Origin of the sequence: Tahibacter sp., assembly GCF_032229445.1 — a bacterium.
GTDB lineage: Bacteria > Pseudomonadota > Gammaproteobacteria > Xanthomonadales > Rhodanobacteraceae > Tahibacter.
Genome location: NZ_JAVTWC010000125.1, coordinates 72683 through 89339, shown reverse-complemented (window position 1 = coordinate 89339; position 16657 = coordinate 72683). Strand labels below are relative to the sequence as shown.

The 16657-nt window shown below is 65.6% G+C and carries 12 protein-coding genes; 3 read left to right on the top strand and 9 right to left on the bottom strand.

From position 1 onward, the window contains the following. Positions 1 to 36: 36 nt before the first annotated feature. Positions 37 to 1863, bottom strand: coding sequence for a glycosyltransferase family 39 protein (locus RUU78_RS23795; protein ID WP_313920257.1), 1827 nt, complete (start codon positions 1861 to 1863; stop codon positions 37 to 39). A 144-nt stretch (positions 1864 to 2007) separates the two neighbouring features. Between RUU78_RS23795 and RUU78_RS23790 the strand changes: the two genes are divergently transcribed. Next, positions 2008 to 2586 carry an HD domain-containing protein gene (locus tag RUU78_RS23790; RefSeq protein ID WP_313920256.1) on the top strand — a complete coding sequence of 193 codons (579 nt, stop codon included), beginning with the start codon at positions 2008 to 2010 and terminating at the stop codon, positions 2584 to 2586. 54 nt (positions 2587 to 2640) lie between these two features. On the opposite strand, the gene RUU78_RS23785 is transcribed toward RUU78_RS23790, so the two are convergent. From RUU78_RS23785 to RUU78_RS23770, 4 genes are all read right to left on the bottom strand, one after another. After that, positions 2641 to 3678 (bottom strand): hypothetical protein, encoded by a 1038-nt coding sequence (locus RUU78_RS23785; protein WP_313920255.1) that lies wholly within the window; start codon positions 3676 to 3678, stop codon positions 2641 to 2643. 475 nt (positions 3679 to 4153) lie between these two features. Then, on the bottom strand, positions 4154 to 5305 hold the full coding sequence (locus RUU78_RS23780) for a hypothetical protein (protein WP_313920254.1): 1152 nt from the start codon (positions 5303 to 5305) through the stop codon (positions 4154 to 4156). Positions 5306 to 5665: 360 nt separating this feature from the next. Next, positions 5666 to 6316 carry a hypothetical protein gene (locus RUU78_RS23775; RefSeq protein ID WP_313920253.1) on the bottom strand — a complete coding sequence of 217 codons (651 nt, stop codon included), beginning with the start codon at positions 6314 to 6316 and terminating at the stop codon, positions 5666 to 5668. 42 nt (positions 6317 to 6358) lie between these two features. After that, positions 6359 to 7960 (bottom strand): hypothetical protein, encoded by a 1602-nt coding sequence (locus RUU78_RS23770; protein ID WP_313920252.1) that lies wholly within the window; start codon positions 7958 to 7960, stop codon positions 6359 to 6361. Between the two features lie 284 nt (positions 7961 to 8244). On the opposite strand from RUU78_RS23770, the gene RUU78_RS23765 reads away from it, so the two are divergent. Beyond that, a complete protein-coding gene (locus RUU78_RS23765) occupies positions 8245 to 10110 on the top strand; it encodes a winged helix-turn-helix domain-containing protein (RefSeq protein ID WP_313920251.1) in 1866 nt (621 codons plus the stop codon). 225 nt (positions 10111 to 10335) lie between these two features. On the opposite strand, the gene RUU78_RS23760 is transcribed toward RUU78_RS23765, so the two are convergent. Continuing rightward, entirely contained in the window at positions 10336 to 11262 is a 927-nt protein-coding gene (locus tag RUU78_RS23760; protein ID WP_313920250.1) for a hypothetical protein, read from the bottom strand. A gap of 230 nt (positions 11263 to 11492) precedes the next feature. Next, positions 11493 to 11900 carry a hypothetical protein gene (locus RUU78_RS23755; RefSeq protein WP_313920249.1) on the bottom strand — a complete coding sequence of 136 codons (408 nt, stop codon included), beginning with the start codon at positions 11898 to 11900 and terminating at the stop codon, positions 11493 to 11495. Positions 11901 to 12044: 144 nt separating this feature from the next. On the opposite strand from RUU78_RS23755, the gene RUU78_RS23750 reads away from it, so the two are divergent. Further along, positions 12045 to 12845, top strand: a complete 801-nt coding sequence (locus RUU78_RS23750; protein ID WP_313920248.1) for a helix-turn-helix transcriptional regulator — start codon at positions 12045 to 12047, stop codon at positions 12843 to 12845. 69 nt (positions 12846 to 12914) lie between these two features. On the opposite strand, the gene RUU78_RS23745 is transcribed toward RUU78_RS23750, so the two are convergent. Further along, positions 12915 to 15020, bottom strand: a complete 2106-nt coding sequence (locus RUU78_RS23745; RefSeq protein ID WP_313920247.1) for a PAS domain-containing protein — start codon at positions 15018 to 15020, stop codon at positions 12915 to 12917. Continuing rightward, a complete protein-coding gene (locus tag RUU78_RS23740) occupies positions 15010 to 16512 on the bottom strand; it encodes an ATPase domain-containing protein (RefSeq protein WP_313920246.1) in 1503 nt (500 codons plus the stop codon). The genes RUU78_RS23745 and RUU78_RS23740 overlap by 11 nt, the downstream gene beginning before the upstream one ends. Positions 16513 to 16657: the final 145 nt, after the last annotated feature.

Below are 16657 nucleotides of genomic sequence, written 5' to 3'. Positions count from 1 at the left end.
CAATGCCATGCGGCAGCGCGCGCCGCCGCAGCCGAATCAGAAGATCACGACATCCGTGTCGCTGAAATTCTGCGTCGTGAGCAGCAGGTCGAACGCAATGGACTCGCCGGCCGTGCAGTCCGTGCAGGCATAGACGCGCGTCACCGCGTCCGCGGCGATCAGCCGCACGCGGCGGTCGTCGCCGGCGAACGCGACGTGCGGTGCGCCGACGAAAAATGCCATATCGGAAATCGCCAGATGCGCGCCCGCTTCCAGCGTGACGCGGAAACGCCGCTGTTCCTGCGCATTGACGCGCGGCACATGCACCGGATACCGCGGCACGTCGGGCATCCCGAACGCGTCGCCGGCCAGCACGGCGCGCACCGGAAACAGGGCCAGCGCGCCAACGCGTCGCGACGGCGCGAGTCCCGCCTGTTTTGCCACGGCGCGCGACAGTCCGATCCAATGCGTGCGGTGCGCATCGTCGCCGCCGACCTGGGCATCGTTGCGCGCGCAGGCCAGGCGCATTTCCATCGCGTAGTCGTACAACAGGTGGCGGGCGTAGGCGCCGTGCGCGCTCGGCGCGCGCTGGCCGCACAGGAACGCGCCGCTGTCGCCCATCGCATAGGCCGGCAGCAGCAACAGGCGCGCGGGCTCTGTGCCGGGCTGGGTCACGTTGAACAGCGCCTGGAAGTTGAACGGCCAGTTGCCCGAGACCACGAAGCGTGCCGCCGCAAGCCCGCACAGCAGGTTCAGCCCCAGCGCAACCACGATCGCGACGCCGTGCAACCCGCGCGCGAATACGACCTCGCGCCACTGCGCGAGTCCCAGCGCGACGGCACCCAGCGCGACCACGCGCAGCGGCGTAGTCATGTAGTACGTCGTCGCATACCGGATCAGCGCCGTGGTCAGCGCGAGCGCGGCAATCGCCGCCACGGCGATCCAGAACAGCCGGCGCTGCGCCGGATCGCGCCACACCCGCAGCCAGCCCGCGGCGCCGGCGAGCAGCTTTGTCGCCAGCAGCGTCATGACGGCCAGCACCGCGGCATCCGGCCAGGCCAGCAGGGTCTGCAGCCAGTAGTGCGCACCGCCGAGCGTGGCCTGGTACAGCAGCGGCACGGCGCTGAGGACGCTGCCGGTGCTCTGCCCGTCCAGCAGATAGGTACCGCCGGCGCGGAAGTCCGCGAAATCGTTATGCAGGCTCCAGAGCAGGTATGGCAGCAACGGCAGCAGACCGACAGCCAGTGCCGCCAGCCATGCACGCGGCGAAAATTGCCGCGTCCAGGCCGAGTGCACGAACACACCCAGACCTATCCAGGCCAGGCCGATACTGCTCGGGTGCGCATGCACTGCAAGCACGAAGCTCAGGCTCATGCCGATCAGCCAGCGCGTGCGCCTCTGCTGCACGAAACGTGTCGCGCAGAGCAGGAACGCGAGCACCAGCGGCGCCGTCAGCACATAGTGTTGCGGCAGCATCCATTCGAAATTCGACCAGGCCGGCAGCGCGAGCAGCGCGGCCCAGAGCAGGCCGGCACGCTCGCCGTGCAGCGCACGTCCGAGTCGCCAGGCCAGGATGACCTGGCTCGCCGACAGCACGCCGAGCAGTGCGACGACGCCGAACCAGCTGCGCCCCAGCGCGAGCAGCGCGGCGAGCAGCCAGTACCAGACCGGTCCGAGATGGATAGTGCCGGCCAGCACCGGCCCGGCCAGCGGCACTTCCTCGCCATGCAGGAAGCGCCAGGCCACGAACAGGTCGCGGGCGAAATCCAGATGCGTCGCCGCATACGGCACGCGCAGCAGATGCAGCAGCACCAGCAGTGCGAGCAGGACGGCGTGTCCGCTCCACCAGTGACGCGGCGTTTTCTGCCTCGCTGCGGTATCCATCGATGCACCCTTGTTACTTTATGTACAAATAAAATTGACGGCGCAGGCTGCCGCACAGACGCGCGATAGTAGCCTGAGGCCGGCGCGGCCGCGACCGCGCCGCGCTGGATCCGCTACGCTATGGCGCCCACGACGGTGCCTACGATGCAGCAGATCGTCGATTTCATCCTGGAGCTGGACAAGCTCAAGGGCGTCACGCGCAAGGTCAAGCCGACCGGCCTGGACCGCTACGAGAACTCGGCCGAACACAGCTGGCAGATCGCGCTGCTCGCCCTCTCGCTCGCGCCGTATGTGCACCACGCCGTCGACATGGATCGCGTCGTCGCGCTGCTGCTGGTGCACGACATCGGCGAGATCGACACCGGCGACACGCTGGCCTTCGCCGAACACGGCTGGGCCGAACGCAAGGCCGCCGAGCGCGTTGCGGTGGAGCGCATCTTCGGCCTGCTGCCTGCGCCGCAGGCACAGCGCTTTCTCATGCTATGGCAGGAATTCGAGGACGGCGTCAGCGCCGAGGCGCGCTTCGCGCACGCCTGCGACCGCGCCATGCCGGTGTTGCTGAACCTCAACAACCAGGGCCAGAGCTGGCGCGAGAATGGCATCAGCCACGCGCGCGTGATCGCGCGCGTAGGGCCGCCGATCCAGGCCGGCTGCCCCGCGCTGTGGACCCATCTCGAGGGACGTCTGCTCGCAGCGCGCGAGCTGGGCTGGTTCGGGGCCTGAGCCTTGCGCAGTGCGCTGCGAATCGCTGCGTTGCGTGCGGCGACAAGGCCAGCCTCAAGGCCACGGAGGGGATCCCGCCTCCAGCGCGTTCTGCAGCGTGTTGCCGCAATGATTGGCGTTGGGGCAAGTGCTGATCAGTGGCGCATCGAGCGTCGCATGGACGAGATTGAGGTAGTAGGTCTCGCCGCGCTCCAGGCGGCATAGTCCAGGAACGCTGGTGCCGACGATCCAGACCAGCGAGGCGCCGGGCGCTCCGCCATTGGTCGTGCAGAACTGACTCAGCGGCGCCTGCGGTGTGACCCTGAAATCGCCACAGCTCTTGCTGAGCGTGTACGACATCGTCAGCGCCTGCGGCTGTGTTTCCTCGAAGCGATACCGGCCCGCCGTTCCTATCGCCAGATTCGACGGCACGGTGAACTGCATCGCCATGTAGTAGCCCGGCGGAATGAACGGCCGCCGGTTGAGATTGGTGATGCCAGGGTAAGGCTTGAGCGGGGTTTCGTCGTTGAAGTAGCCGTAGATGTTCTCGAAATAGCGGGCGTCCTGATCGATGCCGTTGTTTACGGTGTAGTTGAACTCGACGTAGGCCTGCTCGAGACGCGTCAGTCCGATCGGCGCAATGCAGCCCGGCGTCGGAATGCCGGGGACGACGACCGTGCGCTGCGAAATCGCGGGCGCGGTGACGCCATTGCGGCGGCAGGTCAGCGCGAACGTGTAGCTGCCCGCAACCGGCAACAGCACCGCAGCGCTTTGCGTCGTCGCGCAACTCGCTGTGGTCGTGCAAATGTCGCCACTCGTCGGCCAGCCCGGCACTGCAGCGGGAAACGTGCTGGCGGAATAACTGCAGCTGTCCGCATCGGCGGACCAGGTCACGGTATGAGCCGCGCCGATCGCGCTGGACGCCGGCAGCTCGGCCGCATCGAGGCCGTTGAGGATGACCGGCGGCAGCGGCGGCGTGGTTTCGCCGCTCGGACAGCCCGTGCCAAAACTGCCATTCAGGACGAGACCGCCACCCGCGTCCATCGAGACACCATCCGTGTCGCTCGTGATTACGCAGGTCTTCGGCACACCGCCGGGCGCGGTCCAGTTCACGCGCAATCCGACCTGCGCCATTGAGGTGGCGGATACGCTTGCGGCAGCCAGCGCGGACACAATGACAGAACGACGCAATCGCGACATCGGTAACCCCCTGAGGTTGACTGGAGCCGTATCCTCGGGAATAGACGGGTGCGTTGCGCTAATGCTCAGTTAAACGATCAGCGCATTTGCGCGTAGCGGAGATCACGTGCGAACGGCCGGCATCGGACACGCTGCGCGCGCGACCAGGAAGATCATCTGCAGGCCGCTGCAAGCACTCGCCGCGCTTTCGCCGCAGCAACTACACCGGCACCACGTGTCGCGAAATCGGCGGTGAATCGTGATCACGAATACCCGCGAGCCCAGAACACAAAGCCCCGTCATTCGACGGGGCTAGCCTTGACGGGGCCTGATCCAATGGTGCCTGCTTCAACGGGGCCTGCTTCGATCGAACAGCGGGTGCTGGCGGCCCACTGCCGGCCGCGGTCCGCTATTGCTGCACGGGCCACAACGGATTCGGCGCAATCTTCTGGTTCTGGATCGTATTGCCGCAGTAACCCTGGCAATAAGTCGTCAGCGGCGCATTGAGCGAGGCATGGACGATGTTGAGGAAATACGTTTCGCCCGGCTGCAACTGGCAGACCGCCGCATTGCCCGGCGCATAACCCCAGGCGATATTGCCGTTGGACGCAGCATTGTTGAGAACGCAGGCATTCGTGAGCGGCGCGGTCGCGTTCACGCCGAAATCGCCGCAGGACTTGCTGATGGTCATCGACATGCGCGCTGGCGAAGTCTGCGGCTGGGTCTCCTCGAAGCGGAACGCGCCCGTGGTCTGAAGCGTCAGATTGCTGGGCACCGTAAACGCCAGCGCGGCGTAGTAATTGCGCGGCATGAACAGGCGCTGGTTCAGATTGACCACGCCCGGGAACGACTGCAGCGGCGTCCCCTCGGCGGCATACCCGAAGATGCTTTCGAAATGCGTCGCATCGGTGGTGCGACCGTTGCTGACCGTGTAGTTGAACTCGACGTAGGCTGTGCTCAGTCGCGTCAGTCCCGCCGGCGCGATGCAACCGGTGATCGGCGGAGCCTGCGGCGCCACCGCGACCGTGCGCCGCGACGTCGCCACCACGCTGGAACCGGTTCGCCGGCAGCTCAGGTCGAAGCTGTAGTTGCCGCTGGTCGCCGGAAGCGTGACCGGCACGCTGTGCGCACTCGCGCAGCTGGCGGCGTCGGAGCAGACGTCACCGCTCGTGGGCCAGCCGTTCACCGCTGCGGGCAGGCTGCTGGCGGAATAACTGCACTGGTCCGCATCGGCCGACCAGGTGAGCGAATGCGTGGCGCCCGGCACACTGTTGGAGGGCAGCTCGCTAGCGTCGAGGCCATCGGTGATGACCGGCGCGCTGACCGCCGGCGGCGCCGTCGTCGCGGTCGGACAGTTCGCCCCAAAGGTCACATTCGCGAGCAGGCTGCGGTTGGGCGGATCGAGATTCACGCCGCTCGCATCGGTGGAAAGCACGCAGGTCCTGATCGCTCCGTCCGGCGACGTCCAGTTCAGGCGCAACGTGGTCTGGGCGAACACACTGACGGGCAGCAGGGCGGCAACGATCGCGGCGAGGACAGACAGGCGCAGTAAGGGCGTCAAGAGAGGTTCCGGAGGGCGGGAAGCCGCGTATGGTGCGGCTTTGCGCAGGTCTCTGCGCTAACGGGCCGTTAAACACGGTAGTCCGCCGTCGACCGACCATCCCTGCAGGCCAGACATTTCCTGGCCCAAAGCGAGCTACCAACCGGGTTCTCCGCGTTCGGGCAGCACTTATCAAGCGCCATGCGACCGGCCTTCCGCGGTTGCGAATTGCCTTCAATAAGCGCGGCTAAGCGGGCAGGAGTGGTGAGGTCGGTGCGCGATTGAACCAGCTTCGGCATTGCGAAAGGACGAGCCATGCATCGCAGCGATTTCGAGCCGACGCATACAGGACCCGCTCCCTTTCTGCTCGGACTCCATTTTTCACGACACCCCGGAGTCGGCGATATCGAAGCTGTGTGACCGGCTGCTGGACTGATCAGTCCTGGGACTCCAACTCACGACTACCCACTGCGGGCGCCCCATATCGATCGCCGCCTGACGAGCCAGGTCGATGGATGGAAAGATCGGGCTCACGCGGATTTCGCAATCAGTCTCGCCCGGATCCAGACCTGCGCCGCAGAACAACTCGATCGGCTCCATTCCATAGGAAGCGAGTTCATCGAGCAGTGGATGCGCAAGACTCGGCAAGACCTGTTCCGGAGGCAACATGTGGACGGGCAAAGTGATGGCCAATTCGATCAACGCGACCGCAACACTCGCAACGCCTGCTGCCAGCTTGGCAAGATGTCTCGCCTCCCAGACGCCATGCGCTATCTCGAGCGCATTGATCGTCATTCCAGGGACATGCAAGGGGCCATGTTCTTCCGATGCGGCGATACAAGGATCGCCAAAGCCTATGCCCGACCTTGAGCTCTCCTCGCCGGCGACGACCCCCTGATTGAACGCATCGACATCGTCGCCCGAGACATTTTCGCCAGGCTCGGGGGAACTGAGGGCTGCGAAGCCCTTGGTGAATCCCTCAGCCCAGGCACGCGCAGCGCCGGGAGCGGGTAAGAACGGGTTACTGAGCATTTGATTTTCCTTCCGGACTGCTTGATGTGAACCGACGTTTTCCTACCCTCTCCGCGGATGCGCAGGAGGCCCAAGATGCAATTTCACTGACGCATTGAATCCAAGCTTTCCGGCATCGCTGAGCGAGTCGCGAATCCCCAGGGAGCCAGGCCCGGTCTGGGTGTTGCCTTTCGCCTTCAATGCCGGGTCACCGAAAATTCCCGTGGCGATATCGAATCCAAGCCAGAAGAAAACCGATGGATTCGCCATGCGGGCCGCGGCCACGACGGGATCCGCCTTCGCGATCGATGCCCCGACCGCGGCAAGCTCCAGATTCCTGTTCCGCTCGAGGGAAAACGAAACGGCCGTGCTGAATCCACCTTGTTGCGCCGGCAGCAGCGAGTCGTGCATTTTCTGTTTGTTCGGACCCGGCAAGGTATGCCCTTCGGCCGCGGCCATTCCGATATCGAAACCCCGTCGAGCGGGACCCGCAGGTTCCCGATTGCGGAGCTCTACCGCCAACGGGTCCTGATTGGCGATGGCCTCGCCCTTGGAGGCAAGAACGTCCAGAAATCCTTTCTCCTGGGTCGGCATTGGTGAAGGCGGCACGCCTTGTGGATACGGTTTTCCCACCTTTTTCGCGAACTCGGCGGGTGTCATTGCCGCGTCCACATGGTTGATCGCGTGCGACGCGGCCTCGGCGACAAGATCGAGGTCAGACTGATAGCCGCTGAACGCCTTGACGATATCGGCGAGCGTGACCGGCGCGGCGAACTCGTAGCGCGATGGATGCTGGGCGATGAACTCCATCAGATTCAGTCCATCGAGGATCGTGCTGCGCTGTTTGGCGCAGATGACCAGGATGTCCTGCACATGCTGGACCTGGGCCGAGTTGGGGGGGATCGGGCCATTGGCGATCGCTATCGGAGCGATGGTCGCCGAGTAGGGAACAGCGCTTTCCGCAGGATTGGTCTGAAAGGCCTTGAGCCACTGCTGCAGCATCATGTACAGCTCGTTGGGATCATCGAGCTTGCCCATGGACAAGCCGATGGGACCGCCTTCGTGATAGACGATGACGCTGAGTTCACTGTGATACTTCTTCTGTATTTCTTCGAACTTCTCCTTGGCTTCGGCCGAGAACGCCCCGTACGAACCGGAGAGCTCCGAAGCGATCGATTTCGAGTCCTCGGAATTCATCGTGTTGATCTGCATGACGCCGATGAAAATTCCGCCGCGCCCCATTCCTCGGACAAACATGTTGCCGAAGCGGCTCGAAAAGACGTCGTCCCGCCCAGCGATCTGCGCCGCAGGCGGCGTCAGGACGGGCTCATCGATCGACAGATTCTCCAGTTCGACCGTGGCAGTGATGGCCAGGAATAGCGAACTGGTATGTATCTTGGAGTTCTGGACAAAGTTCATCCGGCCGGAGGCGGAGAAGCATCCGGACCCTCCGCTGGCCTTGACATCGAGGCCAAGGGTTTTCTCCAGATCCGAAGTGGTGTGGATCCGCGAGATCCTGAATGACGTCGTCGCACCGCTTGCGTTGGTGACCCCGGAAACAACCCCGTCCACGACCTTGCCCATCGGGCTGCCCGTGGCCAGATCGACGCCGATACCGAAGTCATAGTTCTTCTTGTAGGGAACCTCTACCTGTACCTGTGCCATCACCCTATCTCATCCCTGTGCCGTAGTTTTAAAACGGGATAGCCACCGGAGGAAGCTGCGCCGCATCGGGTGGACCGGTCAGCAGGATCCGGAGCATCAAAGCTCGGAGTGTGTGCAAGGTCGCCATCGGATCGGCGTTCTGGACTATCGTTCGCCCCGCGAGAACCGGGAATACGCGTGACAGCACGTACGCTCCTGGGTCAACAAAGTAGTCGCGGCGCCGGGTGGAGTCCTTGTCCACCCGTGAAAAGTTCTGAAATGTCCTGAACGGGAGCGCTGTTGGAATGAATCCGCCGCAGGCGCGCTATGAATTCGGCGAGTTCGTGCTCGATGTCGGCAGGCAGCGCCTGTCGCGCAGCGCATCGGGCGAAGTCGTGCCGCTCGCGGCGAAAGCCTTCGACATGCTCGCGTTTCTGGTCGAACACGCCGGCGAGGCGCTCGACAAGGAAACCTTGCTGCGGACGCTTTGGCCGGGTGTGATCGTCGAAGAGAACAGCCTCGCGCAATGCATCTCGACGCTGCGGCAGGCGCTCGGCGAAACCCGGCACGACAATCGCTACATTGCGACCTTGGCTCGCAAGGGCTACCGCTTCGTCGCCCCGGTCACGCGCTGCGAGGCACCCGATGCGATGCCGGAGTCGCCCGCGCCAGCCCAGCGCACAGCGTCCGGAAGGTATCGTGTGCTGCTCGTCCTGGGCCTGATCGGAGCGGTGATGCTGGTCGCGCTGGGTGTCTGGCGCGATCCCGCCGAAGCGCCCGTCGCCGCGCCGGCAGCACCCACTCTGGCGGTGCTGCCGTTCAAGGCTCTGGTGCCTGCCGACAGCGATCCATCCCTGGAAATGGGCATGGCCGACTCCCTGATCGGCGCGCTTGGCGCTGCGGACGGTTACGCAGTCACACCGCTGAGTTCGGTGCGGCAATTCGCCCTGCGCGATGTGGAACCGCTCGCGGCCGGTCGTGAGCTCGGCGTCGGGCATGTACTGGAAGGTTCGCTGCAACGCAGCGCGGATCGTCTGCGCGTCTCGGTGCGACTGCTGCGCGTGGTCGACGGCCGGCTGCTGTGGACGCAGACCTTCGACGAGCGCTTCACCGACGTGTTCCAGATCCAGGACAGCATCGCCGCGCGCATCCGGACTGCGCTTGCGGTCGCCGCACCGTCGCGCGATCCAGTGCGCAGCGGTCGCACGCGCGATCCGGAAGCCTATGCCCTGTACGCCCGCGGTCGCTATGCGTGGACCCGGCAGACCGAGTCCAGCCTGCGCAGCGCCATCGGGCACTACGAACAGGCGATCGCGCGCGATCCGGAATATGCACTGGCCTATGCCGGCCTTTCCGATAGCTACGCACTGTTGGGCGTGCTCGGGATCGAAGCCCCGCACGACGTGTTTCCGCTCGCCCGGACCGCGGCCGAGCACGCACTGGCGCTGGATCCGGACCTCGCGTCAGCCCATTCCGCGCTCGGACATGTGCAGTTGCAGTACGAACACAACGCGACGGCCGCAGCGGCCAGCTATGAAAAGGCCTCCGCGCTCGACCCGGCGCTGGCGCTCAACGAGCACCGGCGCTCGCTGCTGTTTGCGATGCAGGGCGATACCGAACGCGCCCTGGCGACGTCGATGCACGCGCAACAGCTCGAACCACTGTGGCTCGCGGTGCGTGCATCGCCAGGCAACTTCCTCTACTACGCGGGCCGCTTCAAGGAAGCCATCGCGGTCGCGGAGAACGTACTGGCGCTGAATGACGATGCCGACAACGCGCGCTGCATGCTGATCCGCAATCTGATCGCCACCGGCGACCACGCGCGCGCCTTGCGCGAACTCGACCGCGCTCCCCTGCAGATGCCCGGCAGCCACGCGCTGCGCGCGCAGGCCCTGGCGCTGTCCGGAAATCGTGCCGAGGCCGCGGAGGAACTGGCCCGCGTCATGGCGCTGTCGGATCGACGCTATGTCGCCGCGTACGACATCGCCCTGATCCACGCCGCCCTCGCAGACAGCGAAAGCACGTTTCTGTGGCTCGAACGCGCGATCCAGGATCGATCCACCCTGCTGGTCTTCCTCGCGCAGGAGCCCATGTTTGCCGCGCTCCGCGACGACCCGCGCTTCGATGCGCTGGTCGCGCGAGTCGGTATCGCACGCGCGACGGGGAAGTGATTGATGCCGCTGGCTGCCCGTCCGTTTCGGCAGCATGCTCCCCCCGCAAGAGGTCGAGCATCATCGCAGCAGGATCCCAGGGCGACTGATAGAACGCATCGACCTGCGAGCAAGATTCCAGGGCAACGGGTTGGTCGCTGCGACGCACAGTCAGGTCAGTCAGGCCGGAACGCGGCCTTGCGCCGTCAGCAGTGGAGACCGCCGGCGCCGGCCTGGGCGATGCGCTTACATCCCACCCTTCATGCTCGTCTTCTCCACCTTCCACTGCCCGCCTTCCTTGCGCAGCTTCGAGGTGCCGGTCGACTTGGCGCCGGACTGGTCCACTGCGTCGATTGTCAGTTCGGCGGTGTCGCCGAAATCCTGGCCGCCGGTGACGATCGCGCTCTTGGGCGCGAAAGACTTCATCATTTCCAGCATCGCGCCGAACTTGGGGTCGCTCTTCTGCGCGCGCATCTTGTCGCCCTGTTCCTTGGTGACTGTGGCGAGCATGGCGTCGACATCGCCCTTCTGCATCGCGGCGAGGTTGGCCAGGAATACCTTTCCGGGCTCTGCGCCACCGGCGGGCAGCGCCGTGCCTTTTGGCGCTGCCGGCGCGGCGGCCGATTTCGCCGCGCCGCCCGCCGCCGCAGAAGCCGGCGTCGTGCTCGCGTAGGCGAGGTTGAAGCTCAGCGTGCAGTTCAGATCGTCCGCGTCGTCGTCCTTGAGCGAAAAGCTCGCCTCGATGCGCGTGGCGTCGTTCGCCTTGACGGTGATCTCGCCGATGTCGCCGCCGGAACTCGACACGCTCGTGCCGTCGCCGTTGTAATCGACCGCGGAAACCATCTTGTCCTCGATGCGTAGCTTGACGCTGCGCGCATCGTCAGCGGCGAAACGCTGGCTCGTCAGCGCCGCGCTCTTCTGCGCGGTCTTGGCCAGCGCAGCCTTGTCGATCGGAAACGTCGTCAGCGCGACGATGATGTCGATCTTGCTCTTGTCGAAATAATTCGGCTCTTTGAATACGACGCCGTCGACGAACGTGGTCGTCTGGCCGCCATAGCGGCAGTCGCCGCCGATGCTGTCGGCCTGGGCGGCGGACGCCGCGGCCAGCGCAACGAGTATGGCGGCTACGAAGCGCCGGCGAGCCGGACGGAACTGCGGGACGATGAGCTTCATGGCGTGCTCCAGGCGTTGGCGGTGGACGCGCTATCAAACGCGCTCGGATCCGAAAACGAACAGAACGCGACGCAAGGGCCACGCCGTGACTGCAATCGGCCGCCGCGTCGCGGCGAAAAGGGAACAACGCCCCGAGTCAGCTGCCCGGCCAGATCGCTCGCACGACCCAGGACCGGGGAGGCTGCGCGGCAGAGCGCCGACCGCCCTGCCGCGCGACATGGCCACACCACTCACGCGCGCTGCGCGGCAGATGCGTAACCCGCGTCGCCACCGAGGCGACGCCAGCCGATGAACTGCAGCAGGGCAAGGCCGAGTACGGCCGTGGCCTGTATCGAGACGAAGGCGATGCCGAGCGTGGTCGGCTGGAATGGGCCTTCAAGCAGCAGGTAATAGCTCGCGAGCGACCAGCAGACATTGATCTCGATGATGACCCAGGCGATGACCGTGTGCGGTCTGCTCTGGCGCAGCACCAGCGCCAGCAGCAGCAGGAACGGCAGCAGCACGAGCCCGGATGTGCGCAGCAGGTCGGCCGGCAGTGCGAACGCGGGCGCCAGCAGATCGGCGCCGGCGATCAGCAACAGCGCCGTAGCGCCGCTCGCGACCAGGTCGAGCAGCAGCGCGCGATGGAACACCCCCACGTCACATCCATTACATCGCAGGTAATACGCGAGCGGTTCGTGTGGGACCAGGTTGAAAAGAACAACACGGCCTCGCTTTTGGAGCCCCCTTGAGTCAAGGGGGCGGCCGAACGCGTAGCGGTCGGCCAGGGTTGTGGGGATCTGGTGGACGGCCCAAGTGCGTCGCTGCCATCGGTAGCGATGGCGCTCGTCGAACGCCAGCGCCGGCGGCTCACGCAGATGGACCTGGCCGCCATCGCCGACACCTCGACGCGCCACGTCAGTTTCATCGAGACCGGCCGCTCGCTGCCGAGCCGCGCCATGCTGATGCGCCTGGCGGAGCATCTCGACGTGCCGCTGCGCGAACGCAACCATCTGCTGACCGCCGCCGGCCTCGCGCCGATGTATCGCGAAAGCCGCCTCGACGAACCGGCCCTGCAGCAGGCCCAGGGCGCCGTCGAACTGGTTCTCAAAGGCCACGAGCCCTATCCCGCGCTCGCGATCGACCGGCACTGGAATATCGTCGCGGCGAACCGCGCGATCACGCCGTTTCTGGACGGTGCCGCGCCGCGGCTGCTCGTCGCGCCGGTCAACATCATGCGGCTCTCCCTGCATCCCGACGGCCTCGCCTCGCGCATCGTCAACTTCGGCCAGATCCGCGCGCACCTGCTGCACAACGCACAACGCCAGGCCGACGCGACCGGCGATCCGGTCCTGCGTGCGCTGTTCGAGGAGATCTCGTCCTATCCCGCACCGCCGGACGCTACCGATCACGTGCCGAGTCTCGCCGACACTGTCGCGATGCAGCTGCGCCTGCGCAGCGAGCAAGGCGTACTGTCGTTCATCAGCACGATCACGGTGTTCGGCACGCCGCTCGACATCACGCTGGCCGAGCTCGCGATCGAATCATTTTTCCCGGCTGATGCGCATACGGCAGCCGTGCTGCGCGCGGCGCTCGCGGACTGATCCGCCCGTATCAGGAGACGGTAGAACCGCGCACCACGGCACGCGTCGACGTCCGGCCGCACGGACCGCTCATTCCCGGTTCGCCGCGAGCATCTCGCCGACCTTGTTCGCGAGCACCTCCACCGTAAACGGCTTCGTGATCATGGCCATGTTGGAACCCAGGAAGCTCGCGCGGATCGCGGCGTTTTCCGCATAGCCGGTCGCGAACAGGATGGGCAACTCGGGGCGGTGCTTGCGTGCGACCTCGGCCAGTTCGCGGCCGTTCATGCCGGGCAGGCCGACGTCGGAAATCATCAGGTCGATGCGCCGCGCCGAGGCCAGGATCGGAATGGCGACCAGCGCCTCGGAGGCTTCCAGCGCGACGTAGCCCAGCTGTTCGAGTACCACGCGCACCAGCGTGCGCACCGCTTCGTCGTCTTCGACCAGCAGCACGCACTGGCCTTCGCCGTTGCTGTCGATCGCGGCCGGTTCGGGCGCCGGCGCAGCGGCTTCCCCTTCGCTGGCCGGCAGGTAGAGGCTCACCGTCGTGCCGACGTCCGGTGTGCTGTGGATGCGCACCTCACCGCCGCTCTGCTGGGCAAAGCCATAGACCATGGACAGGCCAAGGCCGGTGCCCTGGCCCAGCGGCTTGGTCGTGAAGAACGGCTCGAACACTTTCTCCACGAGTTCCGGCGCCATGCCTACGCCGCTGTCGGACACCGAGATCAGCACATAGCGACCCGGCTTGAGCGCCGGCTTGCCGGCGACCTGCGCCGCGTCGAGGCTGGTGACGCGTGTCTGCACCTGCAGGCGTCCGCCTTCGGGCATCGCGTCGCGCGCATTGATCGCGAGATTGAGGATCGCGCTTTCCAGCTCGCTCGCATCGGCGACGCCGGCCGGCAGCTGCGGGTCGAGCTCGAGTTCCACACTGATGCGCTCGCCCATCGTGCGCGTGAGCAGATCGCCGAGCGAATCGACCAGCCCGTTGATGTCGATCGGCTTGGAATCCAGCGATTGCCGGCGGGAGAACGCGAGCAGGCGCTGGGTCAGCGACGCGGCGCGGTTGGCCGAAGCCAGCGCGAGCTGCACGAACTGGCTGATGTCGCCGGTCTTGCCGCTGGCCAGGCGCATGCGCACGATATCGAGCGAGCCGATCACGCCGGTCAGCATGTTGTTGAAGTCGTGCGCGATGCCGCCGGTGAGCTGGCCGATCGCTTCCATTTTCTGGCTCTGCCGCAATGCCGCCTCGACGCGCGCGCGGTTGGCGATTTCCGCATTGAGTTCGGCCGTACGTTCGGCGACCTTGGCTTCGAGCTGGTCGGCGGAGCGGCGCAATGCTTCTTCGGACTCCACGCGCACTGTGACGTCGTGGGCAAAAATGTGGAAACCGTCGATCTCGCCGTGCTCGTTGCGGCGCGGCAGATAGCGCACCTCGGCCTCGCGCCGGCGCCCGTCGCGGTGCGGCCAGTTCAACTGCATCTGGACGTCTTCGCCGGCCAGCGCGCGATCCATGAACACCTTGCGCTGTGCAAACACGTCCTCGCCGGCCGCTTCGGCGACGGTGAGGCCGATCACCGTCCCTGGCGAACGATAGAGCCAGTCTTCATAGGCCTTGTTGGCGAAACGGTAGCGGTAATCCCGGTCGACGAAACCGATGAGCACCGGCAACGCGTCGGCGACGCGCCGCAGTTCGGCCTCGCTCGCGGTGAGCGCCTCGCGGCTCACGGCGAGCGCCCGCGCGCTCTGCGCCAGTTCGTCGAGGCGGTCGCGCATCGCGAATTGCCGCTGCCGATTGCGCAATGCGGTGTCGATCGCGCTCACCAACGAACGCGCACTCAACGGGCGCTCGATCACGACGATATTGCTGGCCAGATCCGAGAGCTGGCGCGCCCGATTCGGCGGGCCGTATACCCAGCTCGACTGGCGCGCCGCAAGCAGGATCACCGGCACGTCTGACCACGGCGGCTGGCTGCTCAGCGCCTCACGCAATTCCGCAAGATCGCTGCGCACGCCGTCTTCGGTGAGCAATATCGCACCGGTGTGATCGTCCAGCGCCCGCGCGACGCAGGCGAGGTCCGCGCAGATGCTGACGTCGTAGCCGCCGTTGCGCAGCAGCAACGCGACGTGATCGGCATCGCGCCCGTACGGCGCGCAGGCCAGGATGCGGTGACCTTCCGGAGCGGTTCTATGTGCCAAGGTGCCGGTCTTCGATCAGCGGCTCGCGTGAACCGATGTATTCCGGCGTTCCCGTCATGACGCCGCGGAACTCGACCAGCGGACCACTCAGGCGCACGCCCTGCGTATCGACACGCAGTTCGCGGATGCTGTCCTCGTGCGCGCCGCCCCGATTCTTGATTACGGAGATCGCCTTGCGCATCCGCCCCTCGGCCTCGAAATACCGCGTCAGGATGACGGTATCGGCGATGTAGGACACATTCAGCGTGGCCGTCGCGATGGTGTCGATCAGGCCACTCTGTGGATTCACGAGAATCGTGACGACGCCCTGCTGGTTGAGGTAGGACAGCAGCTCATGCATCTGCAGGATCAGCTGTTGCGTATGCGGCATCGCAGCCATGTAGCCGTTCAGGCTGTCGATCACGATGAGCCGGCAGCCGCGTTGCTCCACGGCGTTGCGGATCAGCGAAGCGAACTCGCCTGGTGACATCTCCCCCGGATCGATCTGCTCCAGCACCAGCAGCCCCTTTTCCAGGGGTTCCATGAGGTCCAGCTTCATGGCCTTCGCGCGGGTCAGCAAGGTGCCGACACGTTCGTCGAACTCGAAGATCGCACTGGCTTCGCCACGCTCGTAGGCGGCCCGCACGTACTGCAGCGCGATCGTGGTCTTGCCCGTGCCCGCCGGCCCGGTGATGAGCGTGCACGTCCCACGCAGCGGCCCGCCGTCGAGCAGGGCGTCGAGTTCGCGCACGCCGCTGGACGTGTTTTCCCCGACGAAGGGTGCATGGTGGTCAGACGCGACCAGGCGCGGAAACACCTCGATGCCACCGTGCCGTATGCGCAGGTCGTGATAGCCGGAGATGAAATCGATGCCGCGCAGCTTCTGGACTTGCAGGCGGCGCAGCGCCTTGCCGAAATCCGGCGTGACGCGTTCCAGCGTAATCACGCCATGGCAAAGGCTGTGCAGATGGGCGTCACGCTGACTGGCATCGGCGCTGAGATCGTCGAGCAGCAACACGGTGATCCTGCGCCCGGCGAAATACTGCTTGAGCGCCAGCACCTGGCGCCGGTAGCGCAGCGGATCCTGCGCCAGCAGGCGAAGTTCGGAAAGACTGTCGAATACCACGAGCACGGGGTTCGTCGCCGCGACCTGCTCCTGGATCAGGCGGATTGTGCCGCCGAGCTCCAGCTCCCAGGGATGCAGGACTGTTTGGTCACGCGCCTCGCCGAGCACTTCATCGACGGTCGCGAGTTCAAACAGGGTGAGCGCACTGAGATCCCAGCCGTGCGACTGCGCGACGGCGTCGAGTTCTTCCGCGGTTTCCGACAGGGTGACATAGAGCCCCCGCTCGCCGCGGCGCACGCCGTCGAGCAGAAACTTCAGCGCCAGCGTCGTCTTGCCCGATCCAGGCGTACCTTCGACCAGATAAAGGCGATGCGGCGCAAACCCGCCGCGCAATATCGTATCCAGTCCCGCAATGCCAGAGGAAACTCTCGGCGGCGTATCAGTCATGCAGATCTCCTGCGAAGCGCTCGTCGTGGGCGAGGCCGCTCGGACATCGTGCTTGCCGCGCGCACCGATCGAACCGTGATCGTGGGCCGGGCAGCGACGGTCATGTCGCCTGCGTCCGTCGTGGTCGACGGACTTCACGCGCATC